This window comes from Micromonospora sp. CA-259024 (assembly GCF_050936255.1).
Lineage (GTDB): Bacteria > Actinomycetota > Actinomycetes > Mycobacteriales > Micromonosporaceae > Micromonospora.
Genome location: NZ_JBNJND010000001.1, coordinates 2413518 through 2436370, shown reverse-complemented (window position 1 = coordinate 2436370; position 22853 = coordinate 2413518). Strand labels below are relative to the sequence as shown.

The following is a 22853-nucleotide window of genomic DNA, read 5'->3' as shown; positions in this document are numbered from 1 at the left end:
TCGACGGGACTGTCAGTCGACCGGCCCGGCACGTCATCTGGTCACGCCGTCTGGCGTTGCGAGACATCGGCTCGTCGCGCGTCGCAGTGACGTGAATGGATGGGCAGTGCGCCGAATTCTGTCCGGGGCGGCCCAGCCTGGGCAACGAGTTGTCGTTTCTTGCCGCGCCACCGCGATGCCGGGACGTCGCGGCTCAGGACAGGTGGGCCGCCGGTGTGGGATCCGGCCGCGCCCACGGTGGTCGTGCGCGACCCGGTCTCACGGTGCGCGCGGCCGTCGAGCGGCGGACCACGAGTCGCACCGGCAGGACCATCGGCCGGCCGGTGTGCCCACGGGCTCCCTCGATCATGGTGAGCAGGTGCCGGGTCGCGGCTGAGCCCCCCGCGTAGAACGGTGCCGCGATCGTGGTCAGCCCGGGTGTGACGATGTCGGCGGCGGGGATGTTGTCGAAGCCCACGATGCTGACGTCACCCGGAACGTTGACGCCCATCCGGCGGAGACCGCGGATGAGGCCGATCGCCATCTGGTCGTTGAAGGCGAGTACGGCCGTCGCCGGACGAGCGCGCAGCTCCTCCGCCGCCCGCTCGCCGCCCTCGATGGTCGGGCTGAACGGGCCGATCTGGCGTACCTTGATCTCAAGCTCCATGCCGGCCTCCAGCAGCGACCGCCAGCGGATGCCGTTCGACCAGGACGCCTCCGGCCCTGCGACGTAGGTGATGTGGTCGTGCCCCAGTTCGCCCAGGTGCTCAGCGGCCCGGCGCACCCCGCGGGGGTTGTCCGTCACGACGCAGGGCACGTCGGCGATGGCGCGGTTGAGGACCACCACCGGCCGCTGCTTGGCGAACATCCGGATCGCCGAGTCGGACATCCGGCTGCTGGCCAGGACGATCCCGTCCACGGTCGACATCGTGCGTTCGATCGCCGCCCGTTCCAGCCGATCGGATTCCTGGGCGTCGATCAGCACGGTGGTGTATTCGTCGGCGATCGCCGCCTCCTGCGCACCGCGGACGATCTCGGCGTAGACCGGGTTGGTGATGTCGGCGATGACGAGCGCGATCATGTGCGTGCGGGACGTGGTGAGGGCGCGTGCCAGCGGGTTGGTTCGGTAGCCCAGCCGCTCGGCGACCTGCCGGATCCGTTCGGCGGTCTCGGAGTTGACGCGGCTCGGCTTGGAGAAGGCGCGGGACACGGTGGACGGTGAGACGTCGGCTTCGATCGCGACGTCGTAGATCGTGACCCTCTTGTCGGGCGGCCTGGTGTGGTCGGGCATCTTCATGCTCCCCCCGGCTACGCGCCGTGATCATGCTATGACGCCGGTGAGTACTCGGCAACGCCCTGGCAACAATCATCTTCGATCAAGGCATTCGCGCGAGGCAATACATGGCAACCCGTTGCCGTAGTGCCGCGCCGGCTGTCTCAATGCTTGACGGATGGCGCATGTCGGGCGGCCACACGGGCGGCCCACCTGAGCAGAGCGTGGACCTACCTGGCCGGCCCGGGTAGTCGATGAAGGGAACGACTCATGGGTATGACGCGGCGCGGCGCTCTCATGGTCACGGCATCATCGCTCCTGGTGGGCACCGTCGGGTGCGGGGCACCGGAGGCGCCCGGGGACACACCTGGCGACACCTCGGGTGAGGTGCCGCAGCGGCCCGGTCGGGCCGTGACGCTCAACGTTCTCGACGTGGCGGGCAACCTGCAGCTGACACAGGGAATGATCGACGAGTTCGTCTCGAAGAACCCCGACGTGATCTCGCGGGTGACCTATTCCAAGGCGCCGGCGCCCGAGTTGGCCGGCAAGATCAAGGCGCAGCAGGGCGCGGATCGCGTGGACATCGGTCTCGTGCTGACCGGCGTGGACGGTCTGGCCGCCGGGATCGAGCAGGGCCTCTGGATCGACGTGTTGCCGACGTTCCAGGACCGCCTCGGCGGCATGCGGAACTACCTGGAACCGGCGGCCGCGATGCAGCAGCTCGCCGGCAACGCCGGCGTCACGGTCACCTACTACCCGTCCGGCCCGCTGCTCGAATATCTGCCGTCCCGCCTCCCGGCGCCGCCGACGAACGCGGAGGCCCTGCTCGCCTGGGCCAAGGCGAACCCCCGGAAGTTCCAGTACGCCCGGCCGGCCAACTCCGGCCCAGGGCGGACGTTCCTGATGGGCCTGCCGTACATCCTCGGCGACACGAACCCCAAGGACCCCACGGCGGGCTGGGACAAGACCTGGGCCTTCCTCAAGGAGCTGGGCCAGTACGTCGACTACTACCCGTCCGGCACCACCGAGACGATGAAGAACCTCGCCAACGGCACGGCTCACCTGATCGTCAGCACGACCGGCTGGGACATCAACCCCCGGGTGCTGGGCACGGTGCCCAAGGAGGCCAGGATCGCCACGATCGACGGTTTCCACTGGGTCACCGACGCGCACTACGCCGTCATGCCCAAGGGCGTGTCCACCGACACGCAGGCCGCGGTGCTGGCCCTGCTGGCATTCATGCTCACCCCTGAGCAGCAGGCCAAGGCGTACGACGAGGGCTACTTCTATCCGGGGCCGGCGGTGAAGGACGTCCAGCTCTCGTCGGCGCCGCAGAAGAGCCAGGACGCGATCCGGGAGTACGGCCGCCCGGAGTACGACGCGCTGATCGCTGGACACCCGACCGAGGTGCCGCTCGACGCGAAGAGCCTCGTGGCGGCGTTCAACCGGTGGGACCGTGAGGTCGGTGGCGGGAAGGTCAAGCAGGGATGAACGCCTTCTCCCGGCTGCGGCTGGACGGCGTGTCGCGCCGGTTCGGCGGCCAGGACGCGTTGACCGACCTGGACCTGACGATCGAGGCGGGGGAGTTCATCGCCCTGCTCGGCCCGTCCGGCTGCGGCAAGTCGACCGCATTGAACTGCCTGGCCGGGCTCCTGCCGTTGACCCAGGGGAGCATCTGGCAGGACGAGCGCCGCATCGACACGCTGCCACCGGAGCGCCGCGGGTTCGGCATGGTGTTCCAGAGCTACGCCCTCTTCCCCCATTTGACGGTCCGGGCGAACATCGCGTTCGGGCTGCGCATGCGGCGGCTGCCGAAGGAGGAGACGCGACGGCGTACGGAGGAGGCGGTGCGGTTGGTACGCCTCGAGGACCACGTCGACAAGCTTCCCGGCCAGCTCTCGGGTGGTCAGCAGCAACGCGTCGCCATCGCCCGTGCCGTCGTGTTCGAGCCGTCCCTCGTGCTGATGGACGAGCCGTTGAGCAACCTCGACGCCAAGCTGCGCCTGGAGATGCGTACCGAGATCCGTCGGCTGCACCAGTCACTGGGCCTCACCACCGTCTACGTCACCCACGACCAGGAGGAAGCGCTGTCCCTGGCCGATCGGCTGGTGGTGCTGCGGGAGGGACGGGTGCAGCAGATCGGGTCGCCGCGCGAGATGCACACCCGGCCGGCGAACTGGCACGTCGCCGACTTCATGGGCTACCGCAACCTGTGGCGGGGCCGGGTGGAGCAGCTGGACGGCGCCCGGGCCACGGTCGAGTCGTCCGGCCATCGCCTGCTCGGCGAGGCCATGGGCGACCTCCAGAGCGGAGCGGACGCGGTGGTCGCCGTACGCCCCGAGGACATCCGCGTCGACGGCCCCGGCGAGACCCCCAACGCCATGTCGGCGACCATCGAGGTGGTGGAGTACCAGGGTCGCGAGCTGGCGGCCGAGGCCCGCACCGACACGGGGCAACCGCTGCACCTGCGTACCGAGCAGCGGATCGCACCCGGAGACCAGGTCAAGCTCGCCATCGACCCGGAACGGCTCCTCGTCTACCCCGCCGGCGCGGAGCAGGACAGCCACCCCCGGCCGGACCGCCTCGCGGACACCTCGGGGGCGGCGCGGTGAGCGGCGCCGGGCCCGGCAGGCCGCTGGCGCACTGGCAACACCGTCTCGCCGAGCGGGGCATCGATCGCCAGCTCTGGTTGCTGGTCCCGGCCCTGGTCTTCGTCATCGCCCTGTTCCTCTACCCGTTCTTCTACGGACTGACGCTCTCGTTCCAGCCGACCAACGGCGGGCCGTTCAGCGACTACGCCCGGTTCTTCTCCGACGCCTACGAGCGGGACACCATCTGGATCACCCTGCGGATCGCGCTGCCCGCCGCGCTCCTGAACGTCCTCGCCGCCGTGCCGATCGCCTACCGGATGCGCGGCCGGTTCCGCGGCAAGCGGTTGGTCACCACACTGCTGGTCGTGCCGATCACGCTCGGCACGGTGCTCACCGCCCAGGGGCTGCTGAACTTCCTCGGCCCGACCGGTTGGTTCAACCGGATCCTGCTCGCCACGAACCTCGTCGACGAGCCGGTGCGGCTGACCCACAACTACTGGGGTGTGTTCTTCTCGCTGGTGATCACCGGTTTTCCGTTCGCGTTCCTGTTGGTGCTCTCCTACCTCTCCGGCATCGATCCCACCCTGGAACGGGCGGCCGCGACGCTCGGGGCGGACTGGCGTCGTCGCTTCACGCGGATCACCCTTCCGCTGCTGATGCCCGGCCTCGCCACGACCTTCTGCCTGACGTTCGTGCTGGCGTTCAGCGTCTTCCCATCGGCCGTCCTGGTCGGCAATCCGGCGGGTGAGACACGGGTCATCTCCCTGGCCGCCTACCAGGCCGCGTACGAGCAGTACGACTACCCGTACGCGTCGGCGATCGCAATGATCATGGGTTTCGTCGAACTGGTCGTCATCGCGCTGGTGCTGGCCGCCCGCAGTCGTTTCTACACCGGATCCACCGGAGGCAAGGGCTGATGGCATCGATCACCCAGGCGCCACCAGCGCGGCCCCCCGCCACCACCGATCGGCGGCGGCGCATCGTCGCGCGGCCGGCCGCCTGGATCGTGTGGGGCGTCGTCATCTTCTTCTTCCTCAACCTGCTGGGCGTCGTGGCATCAGTGCTGGTCAGCTCGTTCGGCCAGCGGTGGTTCGACACCTGGCTCCCCGACGGCTACACCACCAGCTGGTACGGCCGGGCCTGGGACGAGTTCGCGCTCCTGCAGGTCATCGTCGTGACACTGGAAGTCTCGGTGCTCGTCGTGGGTCTCTCGCTGCTGATCGGCGTACCGGCGGCCTACGTCCTCGCGCGGCGGTCGTTCCCCGGCAAGCGGCTGATCTTCCTGGTGTTCCTGCTGCCCATCCTCATGCCCCCGATCACCTACGGCATCCCTCTGGCGACCGTCCTCTACAAGTTCGGCCTGGCCGGGAACATGTCCGGGGTCGTGCTCGCCAACCTCGTACCCTCGGTTCCCTTCGTCATCCTGACCATGACCCCGTTCATCGAGCAGATCGATCCTCGGATCGAGAGCGCCGCGCGTATGTGCGGCGCGGGCCTGCGGACGGTCTTCCTCCGGGTCCTCACGCCGTTGCTCGTGCCGGGCATCCTCGCCTCCGCGATCCTCGTTCTCGTTCGGACCGTCGGGATGTTCGAGCTCACCTTCCTGACCGCGGGGCCCGACTCGCAGACCCTCGTCGTGGCGCTCTACTACTCGATGTCCGCGTCCGGGATCAGGGCGCAGCAGTCGGTCGACGCCATGGCGGTCATCTACACCTCGATGATGCTCGTCCTGCTCGTCGTCGCACTGCGCTACGTCAACCCGACCCAGCTCGTGGCCCAGGTCAAGGAGGAACCCGAGCACTGAGGCCGGCGTCGACTGTCCACGACTCCCGGAGCATCGCGTCGGCCCGCCGGTCAATGCCGCTGGCCGGCCGCCGCCTCGTCGAGGATCTCGCCCAGGCGACCAGCGACCGTGATGAGCGCGGGCAGCTTCGCGCGCAGGCCGCGATAGGCCGCCGCGAGGGCCGGGTCGACCGCGATCGGCTCGGTGCGGGCACCCTCGGGATCGAGTTGGGTGACCGCCTCCTTGAGATCGGGAGCGAGGCCGACCGCGAAGAGCCCGAGCGCCGCCGCGCCGAGGGCGGCGTCATCGGTCTCACCCGCCGTCTGGACCGGACAATCCAGGACCGCGGCCATCACCGCACGCCACAGTGGGGAGCGGAAGGCCTCGCCGGTCAGCCGTACGCTGCTGATCGGTGTCAGCTCGGCCAGGTGGTCACGGACGCCGCCGAGGTGTAGGCAGACGCCCTCAACGGCGGCCCGCACCAGGTGGCCGGGGGAGTGCTCGTCCCGCAAACCCAGGTACGCGCCGGGCGCGCCCGAGCTGCCGGCCGGTGCCTGGTCGGCCCGCAGATAGGGCAGCATCACGAGGCCGTCGCTTCCCGGGGGAATCCGCTCGGCGAGACCCAGCAGCGCGGGCGCGCCGTCGTCGTCACCGGACGCCGGACGACCGTGCGGCGCGAGGGCCCGTCCCGCCCAGCGCACGACGTTGCCGCCGTTGCTGACAGCTCCGCCGACAACCCACGCGTCCTCGGTCAACGCGTGGCAGAAGAGGGTCTCCGCCGGGTCGACGAGGGGCGCCGCGACGACCGTGCGCAGGGCCCCGGTCGCCCCGAGCGTCAGGCCGGCGACGGTCTCGTCGATCGCCGCCGCGCCCAGGATGCCCGACGGGCCGTCCCCCGCGCCCGCGACGACTGGTGTTCCGGACGGCAGGCCGACCGACCGACCGGCCGCCGCCGAGAGCCGCAGCAGCGCCGTCGTGGGCAGGACCGGGGGCAGTTGGCTCGCCGACACCCCGACGAGGTTGAGCACGGCGGGGCTCCAGACCCGGCGGTGAACGTCGACCATCCCGGTGGCGGACGCCGAGGACAGCTCGGTCACCAGCCGCCCGGTGAGCCGATACAGCACGTAGTCCTTGAGGCCGACCCACCACCTCGCCGCCGTGCAGAGATACGGCTCGTGGCGGGCGAACCAGATGAGCTTGCACAGCGGGCTCATCGGGTGCACGGGTGTGCCCGTCAACCGGTGCAGCTCCCGGCTCTGGCCGGAATTCCGCAGGTCGCGGGCGGCTTCCGACGACCGTGAGTCGAGAAGGGTCAGCAGCGGCGTCATCGGTGTCATCGCCGTGTCCAGCCCGATCAGGCCGTACATGGCCGAACTCACCGCGAGGGCGACCACCTCCGCCCCGGCGCTGCCGGCGACACACGCGGACGTCGCGTCCAGCGCGGCCGCCACGAGCACGTCCGGATCCTGCACCCGCCAGCCGGGCACCGGCTCAAGGAGCGGATATTCCCGCGTCGCGACGTGTCGAGCGGTGCCGTCCAGCGCGAACGCGGCGGCCCGCACCGCCGTGGCGCCCACGGCGATTCCGATAACGACACGACGCCTTGGCCCCATGCGCACATGGTCGAGCGGCGTTCAACGGGCCGGCAAGCGGTTGCGCGCAGTTGTCGTCGCCCTGGTCGCGCGGCGGAGTCGCCGCCGACGTCATCGTTCATCTCGCGGGTCGGCGCTGCGAGCGGTAGCGCCTGACACAACTGGTCAGACCAGGAAGTGCTCCCGCATCCTCGCCCCCAGATTGATCCCACCCACCACCCGGGGGCCGGTCGGGTCGTACACGTCGACGGTGTTGTTGCGACGCATCAGCTCCCGGACCGCAGGCGGCAGCCGGGGAGGGTCGTCCATGGCCGCGAGGACCTGCCCGACGCTCGTGATCAGACGATCGGCCAGCGTGGCGGCATCGGTGTCCACCCGCACCCGGCCGTACTCCCAGCCGGCGCTGGTGAGGTCAAGTACCTCGAACACGCGGGTCAGGAGCGGATTCGGGTCGGTCACCCGGTCGAGCCGGGACGCCTGACTGCCGACCACCGTGACGGCGGCGGCCACCTGCGCGTAGGGGTGGAAGCCGCACGGCAACGTGAACAGTGGCCACCGCAGGCCCGGGCCAGCCTCCTTCCACAACGGCCGGTAGTTGCGGCGGTGCACCAGGAGTCGGCGTCCGGTCCGTCGATGTACGTCGTGGGCCTGGGCCTGGAGGTCCGCGTGGGCCTCGTCGGCGACCTGGCTGACGATCCGGGCCGCCACCACCAGACCGTCGTCGCCGTTCAACGTCCCGGTGAGCGCCTCGACCTGCTCGGGAAACCGGATCCGCACGTGGGCGCCGTATCGGGACTGGACGTCCCGTAGCAGCTCCTGCTGTCGTTCCGGATCGAGGTGGACCCGCCCACCGCCCAGCAACAGCCGGAGCCAACGCATGTCGCCTCGATTCCACAGAGCCATCGCGGACCGCGGCAATGCTAGTGCGTCAGACCGCCCTCGTGTGCTGACGGGGGTGGCTGAGCGACCCGTCGGACCGTGCTGGCGATCACCGGCGGCGCGGTGTGATCAGTCCCGACTCGTACGCCCACACGACCAGCTGGGCACGGTCGCGGCAGTGCAGCTTGGTCATCGCCCGGTTGACGTGTGTCTTGGCGGTCAACGGACTGATCACCATGCGCGAGGCGATCTCGTCGTTGCTCAGCCCTCGGGCAACGAGCTCGACGATCTCCTGTTCGCGGGCGGTCAGCACGTCGCGTCCGGCCGCGGAGTCAGCCGGCGGTGGGCCGGCCACGAACTGGCTGATCAACGTACGGGTGACGGCCGGGGCGAGCAGCGCGTCGCCGCGAGCCACGACGGCGACGGCCTGCAGCAGGTCGGCGGGGTCGGCGTCCTTGAGGAGGAAGCCGCTGGCACCCGCGCGGAGGGCGGCGAAGACGTAGGAGTCGAGCCCGTAGTTGGTGAGGATGAGGACGTGGACGGCGGTGAGACCAGGATCGGCGGCGATGCGCCGGGTGGCTTCGATGCCGTCGAGCCCCGGCATCTGCACGTCCATGAGCACGACGTCCGGGCACAGGCGTCGCGACAGCTCCACGGCCGACGCGCCGTCGGTGGCCTCCCCGACGACCTCCAGGTCGTCCTCGGCGCCGAGCAGTGCCCGGAATCCGGCTCGCATCAGAGCCTGGTCATCGGCGAGCAGAACCCGTGTCATGCCGAGCTGCCCAGTGGGAACGTGGCTCGTACGGTGAACCCGTGGTCGTCGTGGGCGGCGGCATGCAGCACGCCGCCCAGCCCGGTCACCCGTTCCCGCATGCCGCGCAGGCCCACTCCCGGTGTCGTCGGCCGGGTCGGAGATGCCTGGCCGTCGTCGGTGACCGAGACGGTGAGCTGCGCCGGGGCGTACTCGACGTGGACCCGCGCGGTGGCGGGGCCGGCGTGACGCGCCACGTTGGTCAGGGCCTCCTGGATGACGCGGTACCCGGCCTGGTCGACCTCGGCGGGCAGGTCCCGGGGCTGACCGGTCACGGTCACCCGCACCGGTACGCCGGCCGCCCGGGTCCGTGCGGCAACCTCGTCCACCCGGGCCAGCCCGACCCTGTCCGCGTCGGACGGTGCGCGTAGGACGTCCAGCGTGGCCCGTAGTTCCCGCATGGCGGCGCTGCTGGCCTCCTGGATCGCCAGCAGCGTGGCCGACGGTTGCTCGCCGTGCTTGCGGGCCAGGTGCACGGCGATCCCCGCCTGCACCTTGATCACGGAGATGCTGTGGGTCAGCGAGTCGTGCAGGTCGCGGGCGATGCGCAGGCGCTCCTCACCGGCGCGGCGCAACGCCATCTCCTCGCGGGTGCGTTCGGCCTCCATCGCCCGCTGCTCGACCTGTTCCAGGTACGCCCGGCGCTGCCGCGCGACGAGCCCGGCGACGTTCGCGGCCACGAACCAGCCCAGCAGCAGGGCGGTCCGCTCGACGATCTGCTGGCCGGCCCGATCGACGGGCGCGACCGAGATGTCGCGGGCCAGAAAACCACCGAGGAAGACAAGGCTCGCCAGGGCGGCGGCCGATCGGTGGCCGCGCCAGGCGGCGACGTAGACCGCGCCGAGGGCGGGGAACGCGGCGGACACCCCGGGGTGTACGCGGACGTGGACGGTCAGCATGGCGACGGTCACCACGCCCAACGCCGCCACCGGGTACCGCCGGCACACCGCCAGGGCTGCCGCCATGACCAGGACCAGGGCGACGTCGACCGGCCGAACCGTCGCGGCGTCCGGTGTGAGGGCGGCGTTGCCGAGCAGGAGGCCGCCGAGGGCGAGGCCGCTGAGGGCGTACGGCAGGTCGCGGCGCATGGTCGAACTGTAGAACGGCCGTGGTCAGCGGAGCATCCCACGTGCGTGGTAGATGAGGCGTACTACGGACGTGGTATCGACAGCGGGCAAGTGTCTGCGCCGGCAGGACGTTTTCCCAGCCCGTCGAGGCAAGCATCGAGTCCATGACATACCGCTTCTTCACCCCGACCCCGGCGAGGGACGCGACCGGTCTCACCGCGCGGGTCTACCAACAGGTGCGCGATGAGTTCCTCTGGCCGTTGCCGACTTTCCAGGCGCTCTCGGCGGTGCCGGAGGTGCTGGCCGCGACCTGGGCGCTGATGCGCGAGGCACTGCTCGCCGGGGACACGTCCCGGGTCGACCGGGAGCTCGTCGCGTCGGCGGTGTCCCGGGTCAATCGCTGCCAGTTCTGCGTCAACGTCCACGTGCTGGTGCTGCACGCGCTCGGCGAATCGACGTTGGCCGAGGTCATCGCCCGTGGCGGCACGCCACCCGAGCCGAGGCACGCCGAGCTCGTCGGCTGGGCGGAGGCGAGCCGCAGCCCCCGAGCCGCCGACTGGACGAGCCCGTACCGTCCGGAGGTCACCGGAACCCTGCTCGCCTTCCACTTCGTCAACCGGATCGCCTCGGCGCTGCTCGACTCCGATCTGCTCCCCGGCGGCCTGCAACGTTCCCCGTTGGTGCGGTCGGTCGGAGGTTGGCTTTACGCCAAGGCGGCCCGGGAGCCGAGGGAGCCCGGCCGCAGCCTGCCGCTCCTCGACGCCGGCGCGACGGTGCCGCCGGCCTGGGCGGAGGGCAGCCCGGTCGGCGTCGCCTACGCGTCGTTGAAGAACGCGGCCGAGCAGGGCGGTGATCTCCTGGGCGACGTGGCGCGCCAGACCATCACGGCCACCGTGCGCTGGGAGGACGGGCGGTTTCCGGCTCGGCCCGGGGACTGGGCCGTCGACCTGGTCCGGGATGTGCCGGGCACGGATCGCGTCGGGACGCGGATCGCGTTGCTGGCGGCGTTCGCGCCCAGCGCGATCAGCGTGGGCGACGTCGCCCTCTGGCGGATGTCCCATCCGGCCGACGCCGACCTCGTACGGCTGGTCGCGTACGGGGCGATGACGGCCACCGATCACGTCGCCCGGGCGCTGACGTCGGCTCACCTCTAGGAGGTCACCATGCGCAAGTTGTTCGTCATCGTCAGCGTTCTGTTGCTCGTCGCGTTCGCCCTGCAGTTCGTCCTCGCCGCCGTGGGCGCGTTCACGAAGCCTGCGGGCGACGGTTCCTACGCCCTGCACAGCGTCAACGGGACGGTGATCATCCCGGTCCTCACCCTGCTCACCATTCTGTTCGCCGCGCTGGCGAGGGCGCCGGGCCGGCTCATCGGGCTGACGATCCTGCCGTTCGGCCTCGTCGTGGTGCAGGCGCTCACCGCCGTGCTCGCCAACGGGTCCACCGACGCCGCGGGCGTCAGCAGCCCGTTCGGCCTGACCATCGCCGGGCTGCACGCGGTCAACGGAATCATCGCGGTGCACGTCGTCGTCGGCATCCTCCGGGCGGCGCGAGAGCTGGCCACCCCGGCGCCGGCCGACGCTATCGGTGTGACCGTCCGCGAAGGGGAGCCGGTATGACGACGGGCTCACTGCTCGCGGCCGACCTGGCCGGTGCTGGATCCGCTCACCTACGGCAGTGGTGCTCCGGTGCCGTGGTCCCGGTTCGATCGGGCGTTCACCCTCGTTCTCGACCGTGGCCTCGACCTGCACGGACTGCTTCCGCGCTATGCCCACACCGTCAACGGCGCGGCGGATCCGGACATCCCGCCCCAGGTCGTACGCCTCGGCGAGGTTGTCAGGTTCACGATCGTCAACCGGTCCCAGATCGTGCACCCGTGGCATCTGCACGGCCATCACGTCCTGGTGCTGGCCCGAGACGGAAAGCCGGCGGTCGGGAGTCCGCTGTGGTTGGACTCTTTCGATGTACGCCCCGGCGAGGTGTGGGAGGTGGCGTTCCGTGCCGACAACCCGGGAACGTGGGCCAACCATTGCCACAATCTGGGGCACGCCGACGCCGGGATGATGATGCACCTGATGTACGCATGATCCCGACCAACGTCCCGCAAGCGCGACGTCAAAGGGCTGGGCCGATGGATCGCAGGCCGGCGGACCTGGGTAGTTTTCTGTCATGAGTGAGGACACTTTCCGGTCGGTGGAGATCGAGCGCACCAGCGTGGGGAATTACGTCGCGCGGAATGTTCGCGGCGGGTCGATGTCGGTGGGAACGGGCGAGGACGCCAGCTTCACGCCGGTGGAACTGCTTCTGGCTGCCATCGGTGCCTGTACAGCGGTCGACGTGGACCACATCACCAGTCGCCGCGCCGAGCCGACCCGCTTCTCCGTCGACGTGACCGGCGACAAGATCCGGGACGAGGCCGGAGGAAACCGGATGCAGAACCTCAAGGTCGAGTTCACCGTGACGTTCCCGGCGGGTGCGGACGGCGACCGGGCGCGCGAGGCGCTGCCCCGGTCGCTGCAGCAGTCGCACGATCGACTGTGCACCGTCTCTCGTACCGTCGAACGTGGCACGCCTGTATCGATCGTCGAGGCAGCCGGATCCATCGGCGACTGACGTGGCGTCGGGTGTCCGGAAGGGCGCCGGTCAGGAGCCGGACGTCGGGGCAGACCCTGGGCACCTGATGCCGAGGCGTGACCGAGGGGAGCGCGAAACGCCGAACTCGTCATCGGACGGACCGGTGTCTCGCCGATGAGTTTGGGATGATGCGCCGGTCCGCCTACCGACAGGGACCTGACTCGAAGGGATCACCCGCGATGGCAAAGGTCATCTCCACGCTGTTCATCTCGGCCGACGGTGTGGCCGAGATCGACCCCGACTGGCACTTCCCGTACTTCGACGAGAACATGGGTCGCGCCGTCACCGAGGACTATGACGCCGCCGACGTGCTGCTCATCGGCCGCGAGACCTACGACAGTTTCGCCGGAGCCTGGCCCGACCGTGAGGCCGCGGGTGGGGAGGACGCGCCCTTCGCCAAGCAACTCGGGGACATGCGCAAGGTCGTCGTCTCGCGTCAGCCGCTGGAGTTCTCCTGGCGCAACTCCGAGCTGATGAGCGGTGATCTCCTCGGTGCCGTCACCTCGCTCAAGGCCGACGCCGGCGTCAAGGGCATCCTCATCCCCGGGTCGATCTCGGTGGTGCAGCAACTGCTCGCCGCGGGGTTGGTCGACGAGTTGCGCCTGTTGGTGCATCCGGTAGCCGCGCGTAAGGGCCGCAAGCTGTTCGACGAGGGCGACACGGCGTACCACCTGCGACTGGTGGCGACGGAGGCGTTCCCTACGGGCGTGATCCGCGCGATCTACGCGCCGGGCGCGGCGCCCGGGAAGGTCGGGTACGACGAGGTCAAGGAGCAGGTACCGGGAGGGAACTAGTCGCCTGAGGAGGTTCGCCGCGCCGACGCCCAGCGGCCAGAGTCCTGAGCTCACGGTCGTCAGGGTGGCGGCGCGGCGCGGTAGGCGCAGACGCCACAGGCCACTGAACAGGCGCGTCTGCCGTGCCGGTCGTACTCGGAGGTCCACCCCGAGGGCGGCATACGAGACTGCGTTGGCTGCTCGACGGGAGCAGCAGCGTGCGTGGGGCGAGGTGCGCGGCAACCTCACCCGAGCCTTCGTCGACCTCAACGAGCTGGGCGTGTTGGCCAGGGAGAACTTCGGCTGCTGCGGCACCTGCGCGGCTGCCGAGATTCACGACGAGCGGGACGACTCCCGGCACTGGCACGGATACCTCTGGTACCACCAGCAGGACACCGAGTCGCTGCTCGCGAGCGAGGACGGGGAGGTCTACCTCGGCTACGGTGCCTACCCTCCGGTCGACTTCGACGAGGTCGCCTACGGTGGCTTGTCGGAGGCCGAACGGCAGGCCCGCTACCAGGCTGACCTGGAGCGCCTACTGGACGACATCGCGTTCCCGGTGCTCCGCAGGCACGGCATGCGGGTGGAGTGGAACCGCAAGCAGTCCAGGCGGATCCGCATCACCGGAGCCAAGTGGTACGCGCCGCTGTTCTGAGGAGGTTCCCTCCGCCAGCACCCGAGTCATCCCACACCTCGGACCAGCATTTAGTGAGGCCCATCGATATTGACGTCTGGCGTCGGCGGCGACAGGATCTCGGCACCACCACCACACCGTGATCCCTCTGGGAGGCGCCATGACCCGTCCCCGCCTGCCGCTCCTGCGGGCAGCCGCCCGGATGGCCGCGCTCGCCGCGGCCACCGCCGGCGTGCTGCTCACCGTCGCCACACCCGCCAGCGCCGCTGTGCCCGCCGGCCGCTACGTCTCGCTGGGCGACTCGTACACCGCTGGCCCGCTGATCCCCACCCAGGTGGACCTGAACTGTCTACGGTCCAACCGCAACTTCCCCTCACTGGTGGCGGCTTCCGCCGGCTCGTCGTCGTTCGCCGACGTGAGCTGCTCCGGCGCCACCACGGACGACATCCTCTACGGCGGCAGCGGTCAGTTGGGCATCTCGGTGCCACCGCAGCTCAGCGCGGTAACGTCGAACACGGCACTGGTGACGGTGCAGATCGGCGGCAACGACATCGGCTTCTCCGGCATCATCAGCGACTGTGCGGAGGCGAGCCTCAGCAGCCCGCTCGGCTCGCCGTGCAAGAACCGGTACACCGCCGGAGGCATTGACCAGTTGCAGGCCCGGATCGCCGCCGCGGCGCCGAAGGTGACCACCGTGCTGCAGGCGGTCCGCCAGGCCGCACCGGGCGCGCGGGTCGTGGTGCTCGGGTACCCGGCGATCCTGCCGGACACCGGGTACGGCTGCTGGCCGGTCGTGCCGATCGCCTACCAGGACGTGCCGTACCTGCGTGGCGTCGAGAAGTCGCTCAACGCGATGCTGGCCAACGCCGCGACCGCCAACGGCGCCACCTACGCGGACGTCTACACCCCGTCGATCGGCCGTGACGCGTGCAAGAGCAGCGGCACCCGGTGGGTCGAGGGACTGGTGCCACAGAACTCGGCCGCGCCCTTCCATCCGAACGCGCGAGGTGAGCAGGGCATGGCCACCGCCCTGCTCGCCCGGCTGAACAGCTGACCGCCGCCCGCGATCGGTTGAGTCGGCCCGCCGCCATGCGGTGGGACCGGCTCAACCCGGGTGCCCGGGCGGCTCGCCTGGTGATCCGGTAACCGGACGGCGTGACATAACGGGCGGACGGGGGCCCGGACCTAGCGCGGCGGCTCGCCCAGCCGGGACAGGGCCTTGGTGACCACGGTCAGATCCTCGGAGCCGAGCCCCTGGTCCACCACCCACTGCCACTCCGCGGCCAGACTCTCGGCGGCGGGGAGTCGACCGGCCTCCACCTCGCGCAGTGCCAGGTTGACGTCTTTGAGTGCCAGCGCCAGCGAATACTGCGCCGTGTAGTCGTCGCGGCCGATCCGCTCCAGCTTCTCCGTGGCCCAGGGCGAGATGAGCGGGCTGCCGTGCAGGGCTGCCAGCGTTGCCGCGCGATCCAGACCGAGCGTCTCGCCAAGTGCGAGCGCGTCGGCGAGTCCTTCGGCGACGAAGGCGAGCAGCAGGTTGTTGACCAGCTTCAGCCGGGAGCCGGTACCGGTCGGCCCGACCCAGACGGTACGTTGGCCGACCGCGTCGAAGACCGGTGCGATCCGATCCCTGACCTGCTCCGGGCCGGAGGCGAGGACGATGAGCTGACCCCGCTCGGCCGGGCCACGGCTGCCCGCAACCGGTGCGTCCACCATGACCACGTCGGGACGTTCCGAGGCGACCAGCCGGGCCAGGCGTTCGGTTTCGGTGACGCCGATGGTGCTCATCTGGGCCCACGCCGCGCCCTGCGCCATCGCGGCCAGCATGCCCTGGTCCGTGGCGATGGACCGGACCGCGTCCGCGTCGGTCACCATGGTGATCACCACGTCAGCTCGGCGCACCGCGTCGGCCGGGCTCCCGGCTACCTCCGCACCCTGCTCGCCGAGGCGGCGGGCGGGCTCCGGGCTGCGGTTCCAGACGACCGTCGGCAGTCCCGCCCGGAGAATGTTCGTCGCCATCGGTGTGCCCATGCCGCCGAGCCCGAGCACCGCCACCTGCTGAACCTGTGTCATCGCGTCCCCGCTCCTCGTACCCGCGGGCAGCGTAGGCCGGGGCCGCGCACCGATGGACCGATCCGGCCGAAGCCGCCACCGCGCGTGCGCCGCGTGGCAGGATCGGCGAACGGCGAGTGCCCTGGGCGGCTCACCGGGGCTGCTGCCGCACACCACGGTGCTTGAGATCGGCGAGTGTGGGGTACCGAAAGCATCATGCCGAGTGTGGGGGAACGCGTCGGAGATCGTTACCGCCTGGTCGAGAGCATCGCCAGCGGCGGTATGGGCGAAGTCTGGCGGGCGGTAGACGAAACCCTGGACCGCGGCGTGGCTGTCAAGATGCTGCACCCTCGCCTGGTCACCGACGCCGGCTTCGGCGAGCGGTTCCGCCGCGAGGCGCGTGCGATGGCCGCCCTGCGGCACCCGGGCGTCGCCCAGGTCTACGACTACGGCGAAGTGTCCCGGCCCGGAACGGGGCCCCTCGCCTACATCGTGATGGAGTGTGTGCGGGGGCAGTCCTTGTCGGAGCGGATCGCCGAGGTCGGCCGGCTGGACGTGGCCGAGGCGATGTCCGTCGCCGCGCAGACCGCCCGCGCCCTGCAGGCCGCGCATGACGCTGGCGTCGTGCACCGCGACGTCAAACCCAACAATCTGATCATCGAGCCCGACGGGCACGTCGTACTCGTTGATTTCGGTGTTGCCGTGACCCAGGAAGCGGCGAGCTTGACCGGAACGAACCAGGTCGTCGGCACCGCCCTGTACATGGCGCCCGAGCAGGTCTCCAAGAACGAAATCACACCGGCGATCGACATCTACGCGCTGGGTGCCGTCGTGTACCACTGCCTCGCCGGTGGCCCCCCGTACCAGGGCGAGAACGCCGTCGCGGTGGCACTGCGGCACCTCGAAGAGGAACCGCCACCGCTGCCCGAAGACGTCCCGGCAGCGGTACGGCAGCTGGTGGCCACCGCGATGGCCAAGGAGCCGACCCATCGGTTTCCCACGGCGGCGGCCATGGCCACCGCGGCGCAGGCCCTCGCGGACTCGGCCGAGCTGAGGGCCGCTACCGGGGTGACCGTGATCGCGTCCCGACCCGGGCACCAGGCCGCCCGGCGGTCCGCCCTCGGCGCCGCGGTGGGTCGGGCGGCCAGTCCCGGACCGAAAGCCCTCGCGGTGCTTCTCGGATCGTTGGTCGCCGCGGCTGCCGTCCTGGTGCTCGCTGATCCCACCGGGATGATGCCGGGCCCGACCGGGCGACCATCGACGCCGCCCGCGGTGTCGCCATCGGTGTCGCCGCAGGGCAGACCGGGCCCTGGCGTGGGTGGCGGCGACCCGGACACCCGCAGTTCTGCGGGTCTGCCGGTTCGAGCGTCCGGATCCCCGACCCCGACGACCACCCGTTCAGCAGGTGAGGGGACGGCCGACGGATCCACGCCGTCTGGTGGAAGCAGTACGGGTGCACCCGGGCCGACCGCCTCCGACAATGCCAGCTCGGAACCGACGGCAGCACCGACGGGTGGATCGACGGCGGAACCGACAGGGGAGCCGACAGAGGAACCTACGGCGAACCCCATCGAGGAGCCAGAGGCGGAGGGATCGGCCGCCGAAGAGACCGCGATGCCGGGGATCTAACCGACGACGGGGGAGGCCACGGTCGCCGCCCGGGTCTGGTGCTGCGCCAATCCGGACCGGGGCCGTCAGGAACATCGCGGTCGGCAGCGGAGCTACTGGCAGCAACCACTGTGGCGTGGCGACCGAGGTCGCCACGCCACAGGTGCGGTGTCAGGAGTTGCGGGGTCAGCCGGTACGGCAGGTGACCGTCGGCCAGGTCCAGTTGCCGTTGGCCATGATCGTTACGCCGAAGTTGTTGCCGTTGCCGTTCGGTGTCGCGGTGACGGTGCCGCTGGTGCCGCTGACGGAGGCGTTCCAGCTGTTCTGAATGCTCTGGCCGCCGCCGAGGCCGAGGCTGACGACCCAGTTGTTGGTGCCGCTGACCGCGACGTTGAGGTTGAACCGGTCACCCCACTGCTGGCCGGCGGAGAGCGTCGCGGTGCAGTTGCCGGTCCCTGGGTTGCCGGTGGTGGGCCCGGAGGTCGGGTTGCTGCCACCGCCTTCCCGGACGGTGATGTCGGAGCTTCCGCTGCTCTGGTAGCCCTCGGTGGCCATGATCTGGTAACTGTGGTTGGTGCCGAGGTTCAAGCCGGCGCGGGCCCAGGCGTCGAAGTGGTTGGCGGTGGTGATGGTGCCACTCGACCGCTTCTGCTGGCGGACGCTCCAGTACTGGTAGAACGTCTGGGTGCCGTCGATCGACGGGGCGTTGACCCGCTGGCTGCGGAGGATGTCGTAGGTGCCGCCGTCAGTGGTGACCGTGCCCATCCGGGTAGCGCCGCTGCTCGGGTTGTAGCTGCCGAAGTTCTCCACCACGTAGTACTCGATGAGCGGGTTGCGCGTCCATCCGTACAGGGCGAGGTAGGTGTTGTTGTTGCCCGGGTTGTAGCTGCCCGAGTAGGTGACCGTCCGTCGGTTGCCGGTGGCCCAACCCTTGCCGCCGACCCAGTTGTTGGTGCTCCTGTCCCAACTGCTGGTGTATCGGCCGTCGGCGCGCAGCGTCATGCTGGCGTTGCCGCTGTCCTTCCAGAACGAGAAGTAGTACCCGTTGTGCGTGCCGGTGGTGTTCGAGCTGACCGTCCGATCGGCCTCGGCGTACGCGTTGGTGGCCGTCATCGTCCCCGCGACGGCCAGGACAACGGCGCAGGTGGCGCCGAGGAACAGCCGCAGGCGGCCGCGCCTCCTCGGTCTGGTGGGGGTTTGGTCGGTGTCGATCATGTACGTGCTTCCTCCTCGGGACGGCTGGCGGGAGGCCAGCAGGGCGGTACGACCCGGCAGGCTGTCGGTGGCGGGTGACGGCCACCGGACATCGGCGTCGTACCACGTGGTGGTGGTTGGTTGGCCGGTCGTCCTGCACGACGACCGGAGGAGTGGGTCGCGGTGGATGGCAATGACGGCAATTGAGTGCCGTCGATGGCGACCGTATTGACCCAGCCGTCAGCTTGTCAACAATTTCCGGAAACACCGGGGCAACCTCGCGGTTGGCGGCTGACCTCTCCCGAGGAGGTGTTCATCCTGGTCAGTAGTTGACCAAGTTGGTGGATGGCGTGCATCGACGGCCCGGTTGGAGGGATCACGATCCACATGAAGCCACCAAAATTTCCGGAGACTTTCCGGACCTCGAACACCCCGCTGGACAGCGAGCAGGCAGCCTCCCCGTGACCCGCCCCGTCAACGACACCGACGGGCATTGAGCCGGGCGGCCTGTCGGGTGAGATGGTCGCGCTCGGCGAGGTTCGGGGCCTGCCGGGCCGCCTCGACGTACAGCCGTGCCGCCCTCGTCAGGTTGCCGTCGCGCTCGTGAAGGTATGCCGCCACCGCCGTGTGGCGGGGTAGTGAGTCGTCCAGCGCCGCGAGTGCCGCCAGACCCGCGCGCGGGCCGTCGGCCTCGCCGACCGCCACCGCGCGGTTGAGCCGGACGATCGGACTGTCGGTCAGACGCACGAGCTCGTCGTACCACTCGACGATCTGCACCCAGTCGGTCTCCTCGGCGGTGGGCGCGTCAGCGTGGAGGGCCGCGATGGCGGCCTGGGCCTGGAACTCGCCCAGCCGGTCGCGGGCGAGGGCCGCCTGGAGGATGTCGACTCCCTCGGCGATCGACGTGGTGTCCCATCGGCGGCGGTCCTGCGCGGCGAGCGGCACCAGGCTGCCGTCGGGTGCGGTCCGGGCGGCGCGCCGGGCGTGGTGGAGCAGCATGAGGGCGAGCAGCCCCGCCACCTCGGGATGGTCGATCGAGGCCGCGAGCTGCCGGGTGAGCCGGATGGCTTCGGCGGCGAGGTCGACGTCGCCCGAGTAGCCCTCGTTGAAAACCAGGTAGAGGACGCGCAGCACGGTGGCCACGTCGCCGGGCTGGTCGAACCGCACTCCGGAGACGGTGCGTTTCGCCCGGCTGATGCGCTGCGCCATGGTCGCCTCGGGCACCAGGTAGGCCTGGGCGATCTGGCGGGTGGTCAGACCACCGACGGCGCGCAGCGTGAGCGCGACCGCCGACGACGGGGTCAGCGACGGGTGGGCGCACAGGAAGTAGAGCTGGAGCGTGTCGTCCGTCGCGGGCGTGGGCCCGGACGACGGCTCCTCGTCGACAAGGTCCTCACGCCGGCGACGGGCCGCGTCCGCTCGCGCCGTGTCGAGGAACCGCCGCCACGCGACGGTGATCAGCCAGCCCTTCGGGTCCCGTGGAGGGTCGGCCGGCCAGACGCGGATCGCCTCGACCAGCGCGTCCTGCACGGCGTCCTCGGCCGCCGCGAAGTCGACTCCGCGGCGGACGAGGATCCCGAGCACGCTCGGCGTGAGGCTCCGGAGCAGGGCCTCGTTCATCGGAGACGTCACTCCGTGATGGTGGGCGGTTCGGTCAGGAACGGGCGCAGCTCGAGCCACTCGTGAATCGGCTTCCCGCCCGCCCCGGGCGCGGCCGACAGTTCACCGGCCAGCTCGACGGCGCGCTCGTAGCTGTCGACGTCGATCACCATCCAGCCGGCGATGAGGTCCTTCGTCTCGGCGAACGGGCCGTCGGTGACCGGCGGCCGGCCCTCGCCGTCGTACCGGACGAACGTCCCCTCGGGGGCGAGCGCCTGACCGTCGACGAACTCACCGGTCCCCTCCAGCCTGGTCGCGAAGTCGCGCATGTACTGCATGTGCGCAGAGATCTCCTCCGGCGTCCACTGGTCCATGGGCACGTCGTTGACCCCGGCCGGAGCGCCACGGTAGTGCTTGAGCAGCAGGTACTTGGCCATCGTGTTTCTCCTCGATGCTGGTGCGACCCATCTTGGTCGCGTTCACCCCGGGGACGGAGCCGGCCACCCGTTCTCGACATGGCCGCCGGAATATTTTCGCGCGAAGTCACCGACGGGCCGGGACGGCCGACGATCAGGTGCCGGCACTGTCGGGGCCGAGCGTCACTCCTCTGGACCTCGTAGGAGAACCGAGGGCGGCAGCGGCTGACGTAGCGCGTCGTCGATGATCGCCGGCAACCGCCGGGCCACCCCCGCGAGGAGGTCCGCGACCTGGACCCGCGGATCATCGCGGGAGTCGACCATCACCAGGCCGGCCAGGGGTGACACTCCGTCCGGCAGTGCCGGAGCACTGTCGTCGCCCGCCGTCGAGGCGCCGCCGCCGGCCAGCACCCGCTGGAGGCGGGTCAACCGGTCGGCCGTGAGGGCACTCTGTTCATCGTGGGTCACCAGCACCTGCCGCCGGCCGCCGCTCCAGTACAGGACCGTCTCCGCGAGCGCCGGCAGCAGCGGTTCCAGCGGTGGAGGGACCGACCGGTCGTCGTTGTCGAGCCTGGTCACCACGGCCCGTACGCGGCTCGGGTCGAGCCCGTTGAGGACGCCATCGGCTGCCGGGCCGAGCGTGTGTCGCAGCAGCGCGTCCCGGGCCTGGAAGAACCGCTCGATCGTCCGGTGCGCGGGAAGCCGGCGCTTCATCCGGACCAGATCGACGAAGGCCGCCAGGAAGACCTCCCAGTCGTTTCCGGCCGAACCTCGGGCGCCGTAGAGGGCGAGGGCGGCCGGTTGGTGCTCGCGAGCCAGGCGGGTGCCAGCGGCGTACGACGGCTCGGTCAGCAGGAACTCAACGATCCGGGTGACGAGAAAGAACTCCTTGTCGATCAGGTGGACGTGCGCGCGGCTCTTCAGCGCCGCCAGGAACCACGCCAGCGCTTCATCCGCACCCGAGCGGCGCAGGAACTGCCCGGACTTGAGCTCGTGCGGTGAGAACCGGAACCCGGACCGCAGTTCGGTGATGAGCGCGACGGCCTCGTCCACGGCCAGGTCGACACTCGCGTGCGTGATCAGCGGGGCGGTCGAGTGCAGCAGGTTGGTGCCGGAGAATCCGGACTCGTCGCAGGCGATCTCCACGACGGCGCCAACCACCGCGTCCCTCGGCGGTAGCCCGCCCTGAAGCGGCGATCTCACACCCGGGCCCCCACCATGCCGACCATGGTCGCCCGTACACCCGGGCAGGGACAACCCGATTGTGTACGGCAGGGCCCGCGGCGGTGCGGCAGACTGCCGGAATGGTCACCTCGATTCGCAGCGTCGCCGAACTGACCGACGTGGTGCACGCGGGTTCCCGGGTGAAGTTCCTGTTCTTCTGGGGCCACCAGCCGCAGCACGACGGCAGCATCGGGCCTGGTTGCATGAGCCAGTGGTGGCCGGCGCCGTTCAGTGTCGACGGACGGGAGTTCGCCACCGCCGAGCATTACATGATGTGGCGCAAAGCCACCTTGTTCGGCGACGAGGCGACAGCAGCGAAGATTCTGACGGTGGCGCACCCGCATGCGGCGAAGATGCTCGGCCGGCAGGTCGCGCGGTTCGACGAACAGGTGTGGGAGCAGCACCGCTACGACATCGTGGTGGCCGGCACCGGGGCGAAGTTCGACCAGCACCAGGAGCTGCGCACGTACCTGGTCGGCACCGCTGAGCGGGTGCTCGTGGAGGCCAGCCCGCTGGACCGGGTGTGGGGGATCGGCTTGGCCGCTGACCACCCGCACGCCGTCGACCCCGCACGGTGGCTCGGGTTGAACCTGCTCGGCTTCGCACTCATGCGGGCCCGCGCGGTGCTGCGTGGACAGGCATCCGTCGGGCAGATCGCCGATGGGCGTTAGGTGCTCGTGACCGTACTGATCGGGTACGGTGTCGGATATCCTGTGGTTTCACCGGTTCGGTAACTCCTGCGAGGTT

The 22853-nt window shown here is 70.3% G+C and carries 23 protein-coding genes; 13 read left to right on the top strand and 10 right to left on the bottom strand.

The genetic code is table 11. From position 1 onward, the window contains the following. Positions 1 to 193: 193 nt before the first annotated feature. Entirely contained in the window at positions 194 to 1270 is a 1077-nt protein-coding gene (locus ACQEUX_RS10670; RefSeq protein ID WP_433044944.1) for a LacI family DNA-binding transcriptional regulator, read from the bottom strand. Positions 1271 to 1573: 303 nt separating this feature from the next. On the opposite strand from ACQEUX_RS10670, the gene ACQEUX_RS10665 reads away from it, so the two are divergent. The 4 genes from ACQEUX_RS10665 to ACQEUX_RS10650 are packed head-to-tail and all read left to right on the top strand — an operon-like array spanning position 1574 to position 5647. Beyond that, on the top strand, positions 1574 to 2743 hold the full coding sequence (locus ACQEUX_RS10665; RefSeq protein ID WP_433044941.1) for an extracellular solute-binding protein: 1170 nt from the start codon (positions 1574 to 1576) through the stop codon (positions 2741 to 2743). Continuing rightward, a complete protein-coding gene (locus tag ACQEUX_RS10660; RefSeq protein ID WP_433044938.1) occupies positions 2740 to 3864 on the top strand; it encodes an ABC transporter ATP-binding protein in 1125 nt (374 codons plus the stop codon). Before ACQEUX_RS10665 ends, ACQEUX_RS10660 begins: the two co-directional genes overlap by 4 nt. Next, the gene (locus ACQEUX_RS10655; protein WP_433044935.1) at positions 3861 to 4760 is read left to right on the top strand and encodes an ABC transporter permease; all 900 of its coding nucleotides are present in this window, start codon (positions 3861 to 3863) and stop codon (positions 4758 to 4760) included. The genes ACQEUX_RS10660 and ACQEUX_RS10655 overlap by 4 nt, the downstream gene beginning before the upstream one ends. Continuing rightward, positions 4760 to 5647: an ABC transporter permease gene (locus ACQEUX_RS10650; RefSeq protein WP_433044932.1), complete on the top strand. Its 888-nt coding sequence runs from the start codon at positions 4760 to 4762 to the stop codon at positions 5645 to 5647. The genes ACQEUX_RS10655 and ACQEUX_RS10650 overlap by 1 nt, the downstream gene beginning before the upstream one ends. A 50-nt stretch (positions 5648 to 5697) precedes the next feature. Here ACQEUX_RS10650 and ACQEUX_RS10645 read toward each other — a convergent pair whose 3' ends face one another. The 4 genes from ACQEUX_RS10645 to ACQEUX_RS10630 all read right to left on the bottom strand — a co-directional run bounded on the left by ACQEUX_RS10645 (position 5698) and on the right by ACQEUX_RS10630 (position 9996). After that, positions 5698 to 7239: a gluconokinase gene (locus ACQEUX_RS10645; protein WP_433044929.1), complete on the bottom strand. Its 1542-nt coding sequence runs from the start codon at positions 7237 to 7239 to the stop codon at positions 5698 to 5700. 144 nt (positions 7240 to 7383) lie between these two features. Further along, positions 7384 to 8097, bottom strand: coding sequence for a hypothetical protein (locus tag ACQEUX_RS10640; RefSeq protein WP_433049748.1), 714 nt, complete (start codon positions 8095 to 8097; stop codon positions 7384 to 7386). Between the two features lie 109 nt (positions 8098 to 8206). Continuing rightward, positions 8207 to 8869 (bottom strand): response regulator, encoded by a 663-nt coding sequence (locus ACQEUX_RS10635; RefSeq protein WP_433044926.1) that lies wholly within the window; start codon positions 8867 to 8869, stop codon positions 8207 to 8209. Continuing rightward, positions 8866 to 9996 carry a sensor histidine kinase gene (locus ACQEUX_RS10630; RefSeq protein WP_433044923.1) on the bottom strand — a complete coding sequence of 377 codons (1131 nt, stop codon included), beginning with the start codon at positions 9994 to 9996 and terminating at the stop codon, positions 8866 to 8868. Before ACQEUX_RS10630 ends, ACQEUX_RS10635 begins: the two co-directional genes overlap by 4 nt. Before the next feature lie 143 nt (positions 9997 to 10139). On the opposite strand from ACQEUX_RS10630, the gene ACQEUX_RS10625 reads away from it, so the two are divergent. The 7 genes from ACQEUX_RS10625 (at position 10140) to ACQEUX_RS10595 (ending at position 15067) form a co-directional block, all read left to right on the top strand. Beyond that, a complete protein-coding gene (locus tag ACQEUX_RS10625) occupies positions 10140 to 11129 on the top strand; it encodes a carboxymuconolactone decarboxylase family protein (RefSeq protein ID WP_433044920.1) in 990 nt (329 codons plus the stop codon). Between the two features lie 9 nt (positions 11130 to 11138). Beyond that, positions 11139 to 11591: a DUF6220 domain-containing protein gene (locus ACQEUX_RS10620; protein ID WP_433044917.1), complete on the top strand. Its 453-nt coding sequence runs from the start codon at positions 11139 to 11141 to the stop codon at positions 11589 to 11591. 33 nt (positions 11592 to 11624) lie between these two features. Continuing rightward, positions 11625 to 12059, top strand: a complete 435-nt coding sequence (locus ACQEUX_RS10615) for a multicopper oxidase domain-containing protein (RefSeq protein ID WP_433044914.1) — start codon at positions 11625 to 11627, stop codon at positions 12057 to 12059. A gap of 106 nt (positions 12060 to 12165) precedes the next feature. Next, positions 12166 to 12585, top strand: coding sequence for an OsmC family protein (locus ACQEUX_RS10610; protein WP_433044911.1), 420 nt, complete (start codon positions 12166 to 12168; stop codon positions 12583 to 12585). Positions 12586 to 12785: 200 nt separating this feature from the next. Further along, the gene (locus ACQEUX_RS10605) at positions 12786 to 13400 is read left to right on the top strand and encodes a dihydrofolate reductase family protein (protein ID WP_433044908.1); all 615 of its coding nucleotides are present in this window, start codon (positions 12786 to 12788) and stop codon (positions 13398 to 13400) included. A gap of 64 nt (positions 13401 to 13464) precedes the next feature. Then, positions 13465 to 14034, top strand: a complete 570-nt coding sequence (locus ACQEUX_RS10600; RefSeq protein ID WP_433044905.1) for a DUF6891 domain-containing protein — start codon at positions 13465 to 13467, stop codon at positions 14032 to 14034. Between the two features lie 139 nt (positions 14035 to 14173). Continuing rightward, positions 14174 to 15067 carry an SGNH/GDSL hydrolase family protein gene (locus ACQEUX_RS10595; RefSeq protein ID WP_433044902.1) on the top strand — a complete coding sequence of 298 codons (894 nt, stop codon included), beginning with the start codon at positions 14174 to 14176 and terminating at the stop codon, positions 15065 to 15067. 131 nt (positions 15068 to 15198) lie between these two features. On the opposite strand, the gene ACQEUX_RS10590 is transcribed toward ACQEUX_RS10595, so the two are convergent. Continuing rightward, a complete protein-coding gene (locus tag ACQEUX_RS10590) occupies positions 15199 to 16086 on the bottom strand; it encodes an NAD(P)-dependent oxidoreductase (RefSeq protein ID WP_433044899.1) in 888 nt (295 codons plus the stop codon). A 195-nt stretch (positions 16087 to 16281) separates the two neighbouring features. Between ACQEUX_RS10590 and ACQEUX_RS10585 the strand changes: the two genes are divergently transcribed. Further along, a complete protein-coding gene (locus ACQEUX_RS10585) occupies positions 16282 to 17694 on the top strand; it encodes a protein kinase domain-containing protein (RefSeq protein ID WP_433044896.1) in 1413 nt (470 codons plus the stop codon). 165 nt (positions 17695 to 17859) lie between these two features. On the opposite strand, the gene ACQEUX_RS10580 is transcribed toward ACQEUX_RS10585, so the two are convergent. From ACQEUX_RS10580 to ACQEUX_RS10565, 4 genes are all read right to left on the bottom strand, one after another. Next, positions 17860 to 18888 (bottom strand): glycoside hydrolase family 11 protein, encoded by a 1029-nt coding sequence (locus ACQEUX_RS10580; protein WP_433044893.1) that lies wholly within the window; start codon positions 18886 to 18888, stop codon positions 17860 to 17862. A gap of 453 nt (positions 18889 to 19341) precedes the next feature. Further along, positions 19342 to 20487 (bottom strand): RNA polymerase sigma factor, encoded by a 1146-nt coding sequence (locus tag ACQEUX_RS10575; protein ID WP_433049746.1) that lies wholly within the window; start codon positions 20485 to 20487, stop codon positions 19342 to 19344. An 8-nt stretch (positions 20488 to 20495) separates the two neighbouring features. Beyond that, positions 20496 to 20903: a YciI family protein gene (locus tag ACQEUX_RS10570; protein ID WP_433044890.1), complete on the bottom strand. Its 408-nt coding sequence runs from the start codon at positions 20901 to 20903 to the stop codon at positions 20496 to 20498. Between the two features lie 162 nt (positions 20904 to 21065). Continuing rightward, entirely contained in the window at positions 21066 to 22085 is a 1020-nt protein-coding gene (locus tag ACQEUX_RS10565; RefSeq protein ID WP_433044887.1) for a DUF3800 domain-containing protein, read from the bottom strand. Positions 22086 to 22186: 101 nt separating this feature from the next. On the opposite strand from ACQEUX_RS10565, the gene ACQEUX_RS10560 reads away from it, so the two are divergent. Next, positions 22187 to 22777 carry an NADAR family protein gene (locus ACQEUX_RS10560; protein WP_433044884.1) on the top strand — a complete coding sequence of 197 codons (591 nt, stop codon included), beginning with the start codon at positions 22187 to 22189 and terminating at the stop codon, positions 22775 to 22777. Positions 22778 to 22853 lie beyond the last annotated feature (76 nt).

Bases quoted from the DNA above. Each gene is read 5' to 3' on its own strand.
- ACQEUX_RS10670 (WP_433044944.1), bottom strand. From the start codon at position 1,270: ATGCCCGACCACACCAGGCCGCCCGACAAGAGGGTCACGATCTACGAC.
- ACQEUX_RS10660 (WP_433044938.1), top strand. From the start codon at position 2,740: ATGAACGCCTTCTCCCGGCTGCGGCTGGACGGCGTGTCGCGCCGGTTC.
- ACQEUX_RS10650 (WP_433044932.1), top strand. From the start codon at position 4,760: ATGGCATCGATCACCCAGGCGCCACCAGCGCGGCCCCCCGCCACCACC.
- ACQEUX_RS10645 (WP_433044929.1), bottom strand. From the start codon at position 7,239: ATGGGGCCAAGGCGTCGTGTCGTTATCGGAATCGCCGTGGGCGCCACG.
- ACQEUX_RS10640 (WP_433049748.1), bottom strand. From the start codon at position 8,097: ATGCGTTGGCTCCGGCTGTTGCTGGGCGGTGGGCGGGTCCACCTCGAT.
- ACQEUX_RS10635 (WP_433044926.1), bottom strand. From the start codon at position 8,869: ATGACACGGGTTCTGCTCGCCGATGACCAGGCTCTGATGCGAGCCGGA.
- ACQEUX_RS10630 (WP_433044923.1), bottom strand. From the start codon at position 9,996: ATGCGCCGCGACCTGCCGTACGCCCTCAGCGGCCTCGCCCTCGGCGGC.
- ACQEUX_RS10625 (WP_433044920.1), top strand. From the start codon at position 10,140: ATGACATACCGCTTCTTCACCCCGACCCCGGCGAGGGACGCGACCGGT.
- ACQEUX_RS10620 (WP_433044917.1), top strand. From the start codon at position 11,139: ATGCGCAAGTTGTTCGTCATCGTCAGCGTTCTGTTGCTCGTCGCGTTC.
- ACQEUX_RS10605 (WP_433044908.1), top strand. From the start codon at position 12,786: ATGGCAAAGGTCATCTCCACGCTGTTCATCTCGGCCGACGGTGTGGCC.
- ACQEUX_RS10595 (WP_433044902.1), top strand. From the start codon at position 14,174: ATGACCCGTCCCCGCCTGCCGCTCCTGCGGGCAGCCGCCCGGATGGCC.
- ACQEUX_RS10590 (WP_433044899.1), bottom strand. From the start codon at position 16,086: ATGACACAGGTTCAGCAGGTGGCGGTGCTCGGGCTCGGCGGCATGGGC.
- ACQEUX_RS10585 (WP_433044896.1), top strand. From the start codon at position 16,282: ATGCCGAGTGTGGGGGAACGCGTCGGAGATCGTTACCGCCTGGTCGAG.
- ACQEUX_RS10580 (WP_433044893.1), bottom strand. From the start codon at position 18,888: ATGATCGACACCGACCAAACCCCCACCAGACCGAGGAGGCGCGGCCGC.
- ACQEUX_RS10575 (WP_433049746.1), bottom strand. From the start codon at position 20,487: ATGAACGAGGCCCTGCTCCGGAGCCTCACGCCGAGCGTGCTCGGGATC.
- ACQEUX_RS10570 (WP_433044890.1), bottom strand. From the start codon at position 20,903: ATGGCCAAGTACCTGCTGCTCAAGCACTACCGTGGCGCTCCGGCCGGG.
- ACQEUX_RS10560 (WP_433044884.1), top strand. From the start codon at position 22,187: ATGGTCACCTCGATTCGCAGCGTCGCCGAACTGACCGACGTGGTGCAC.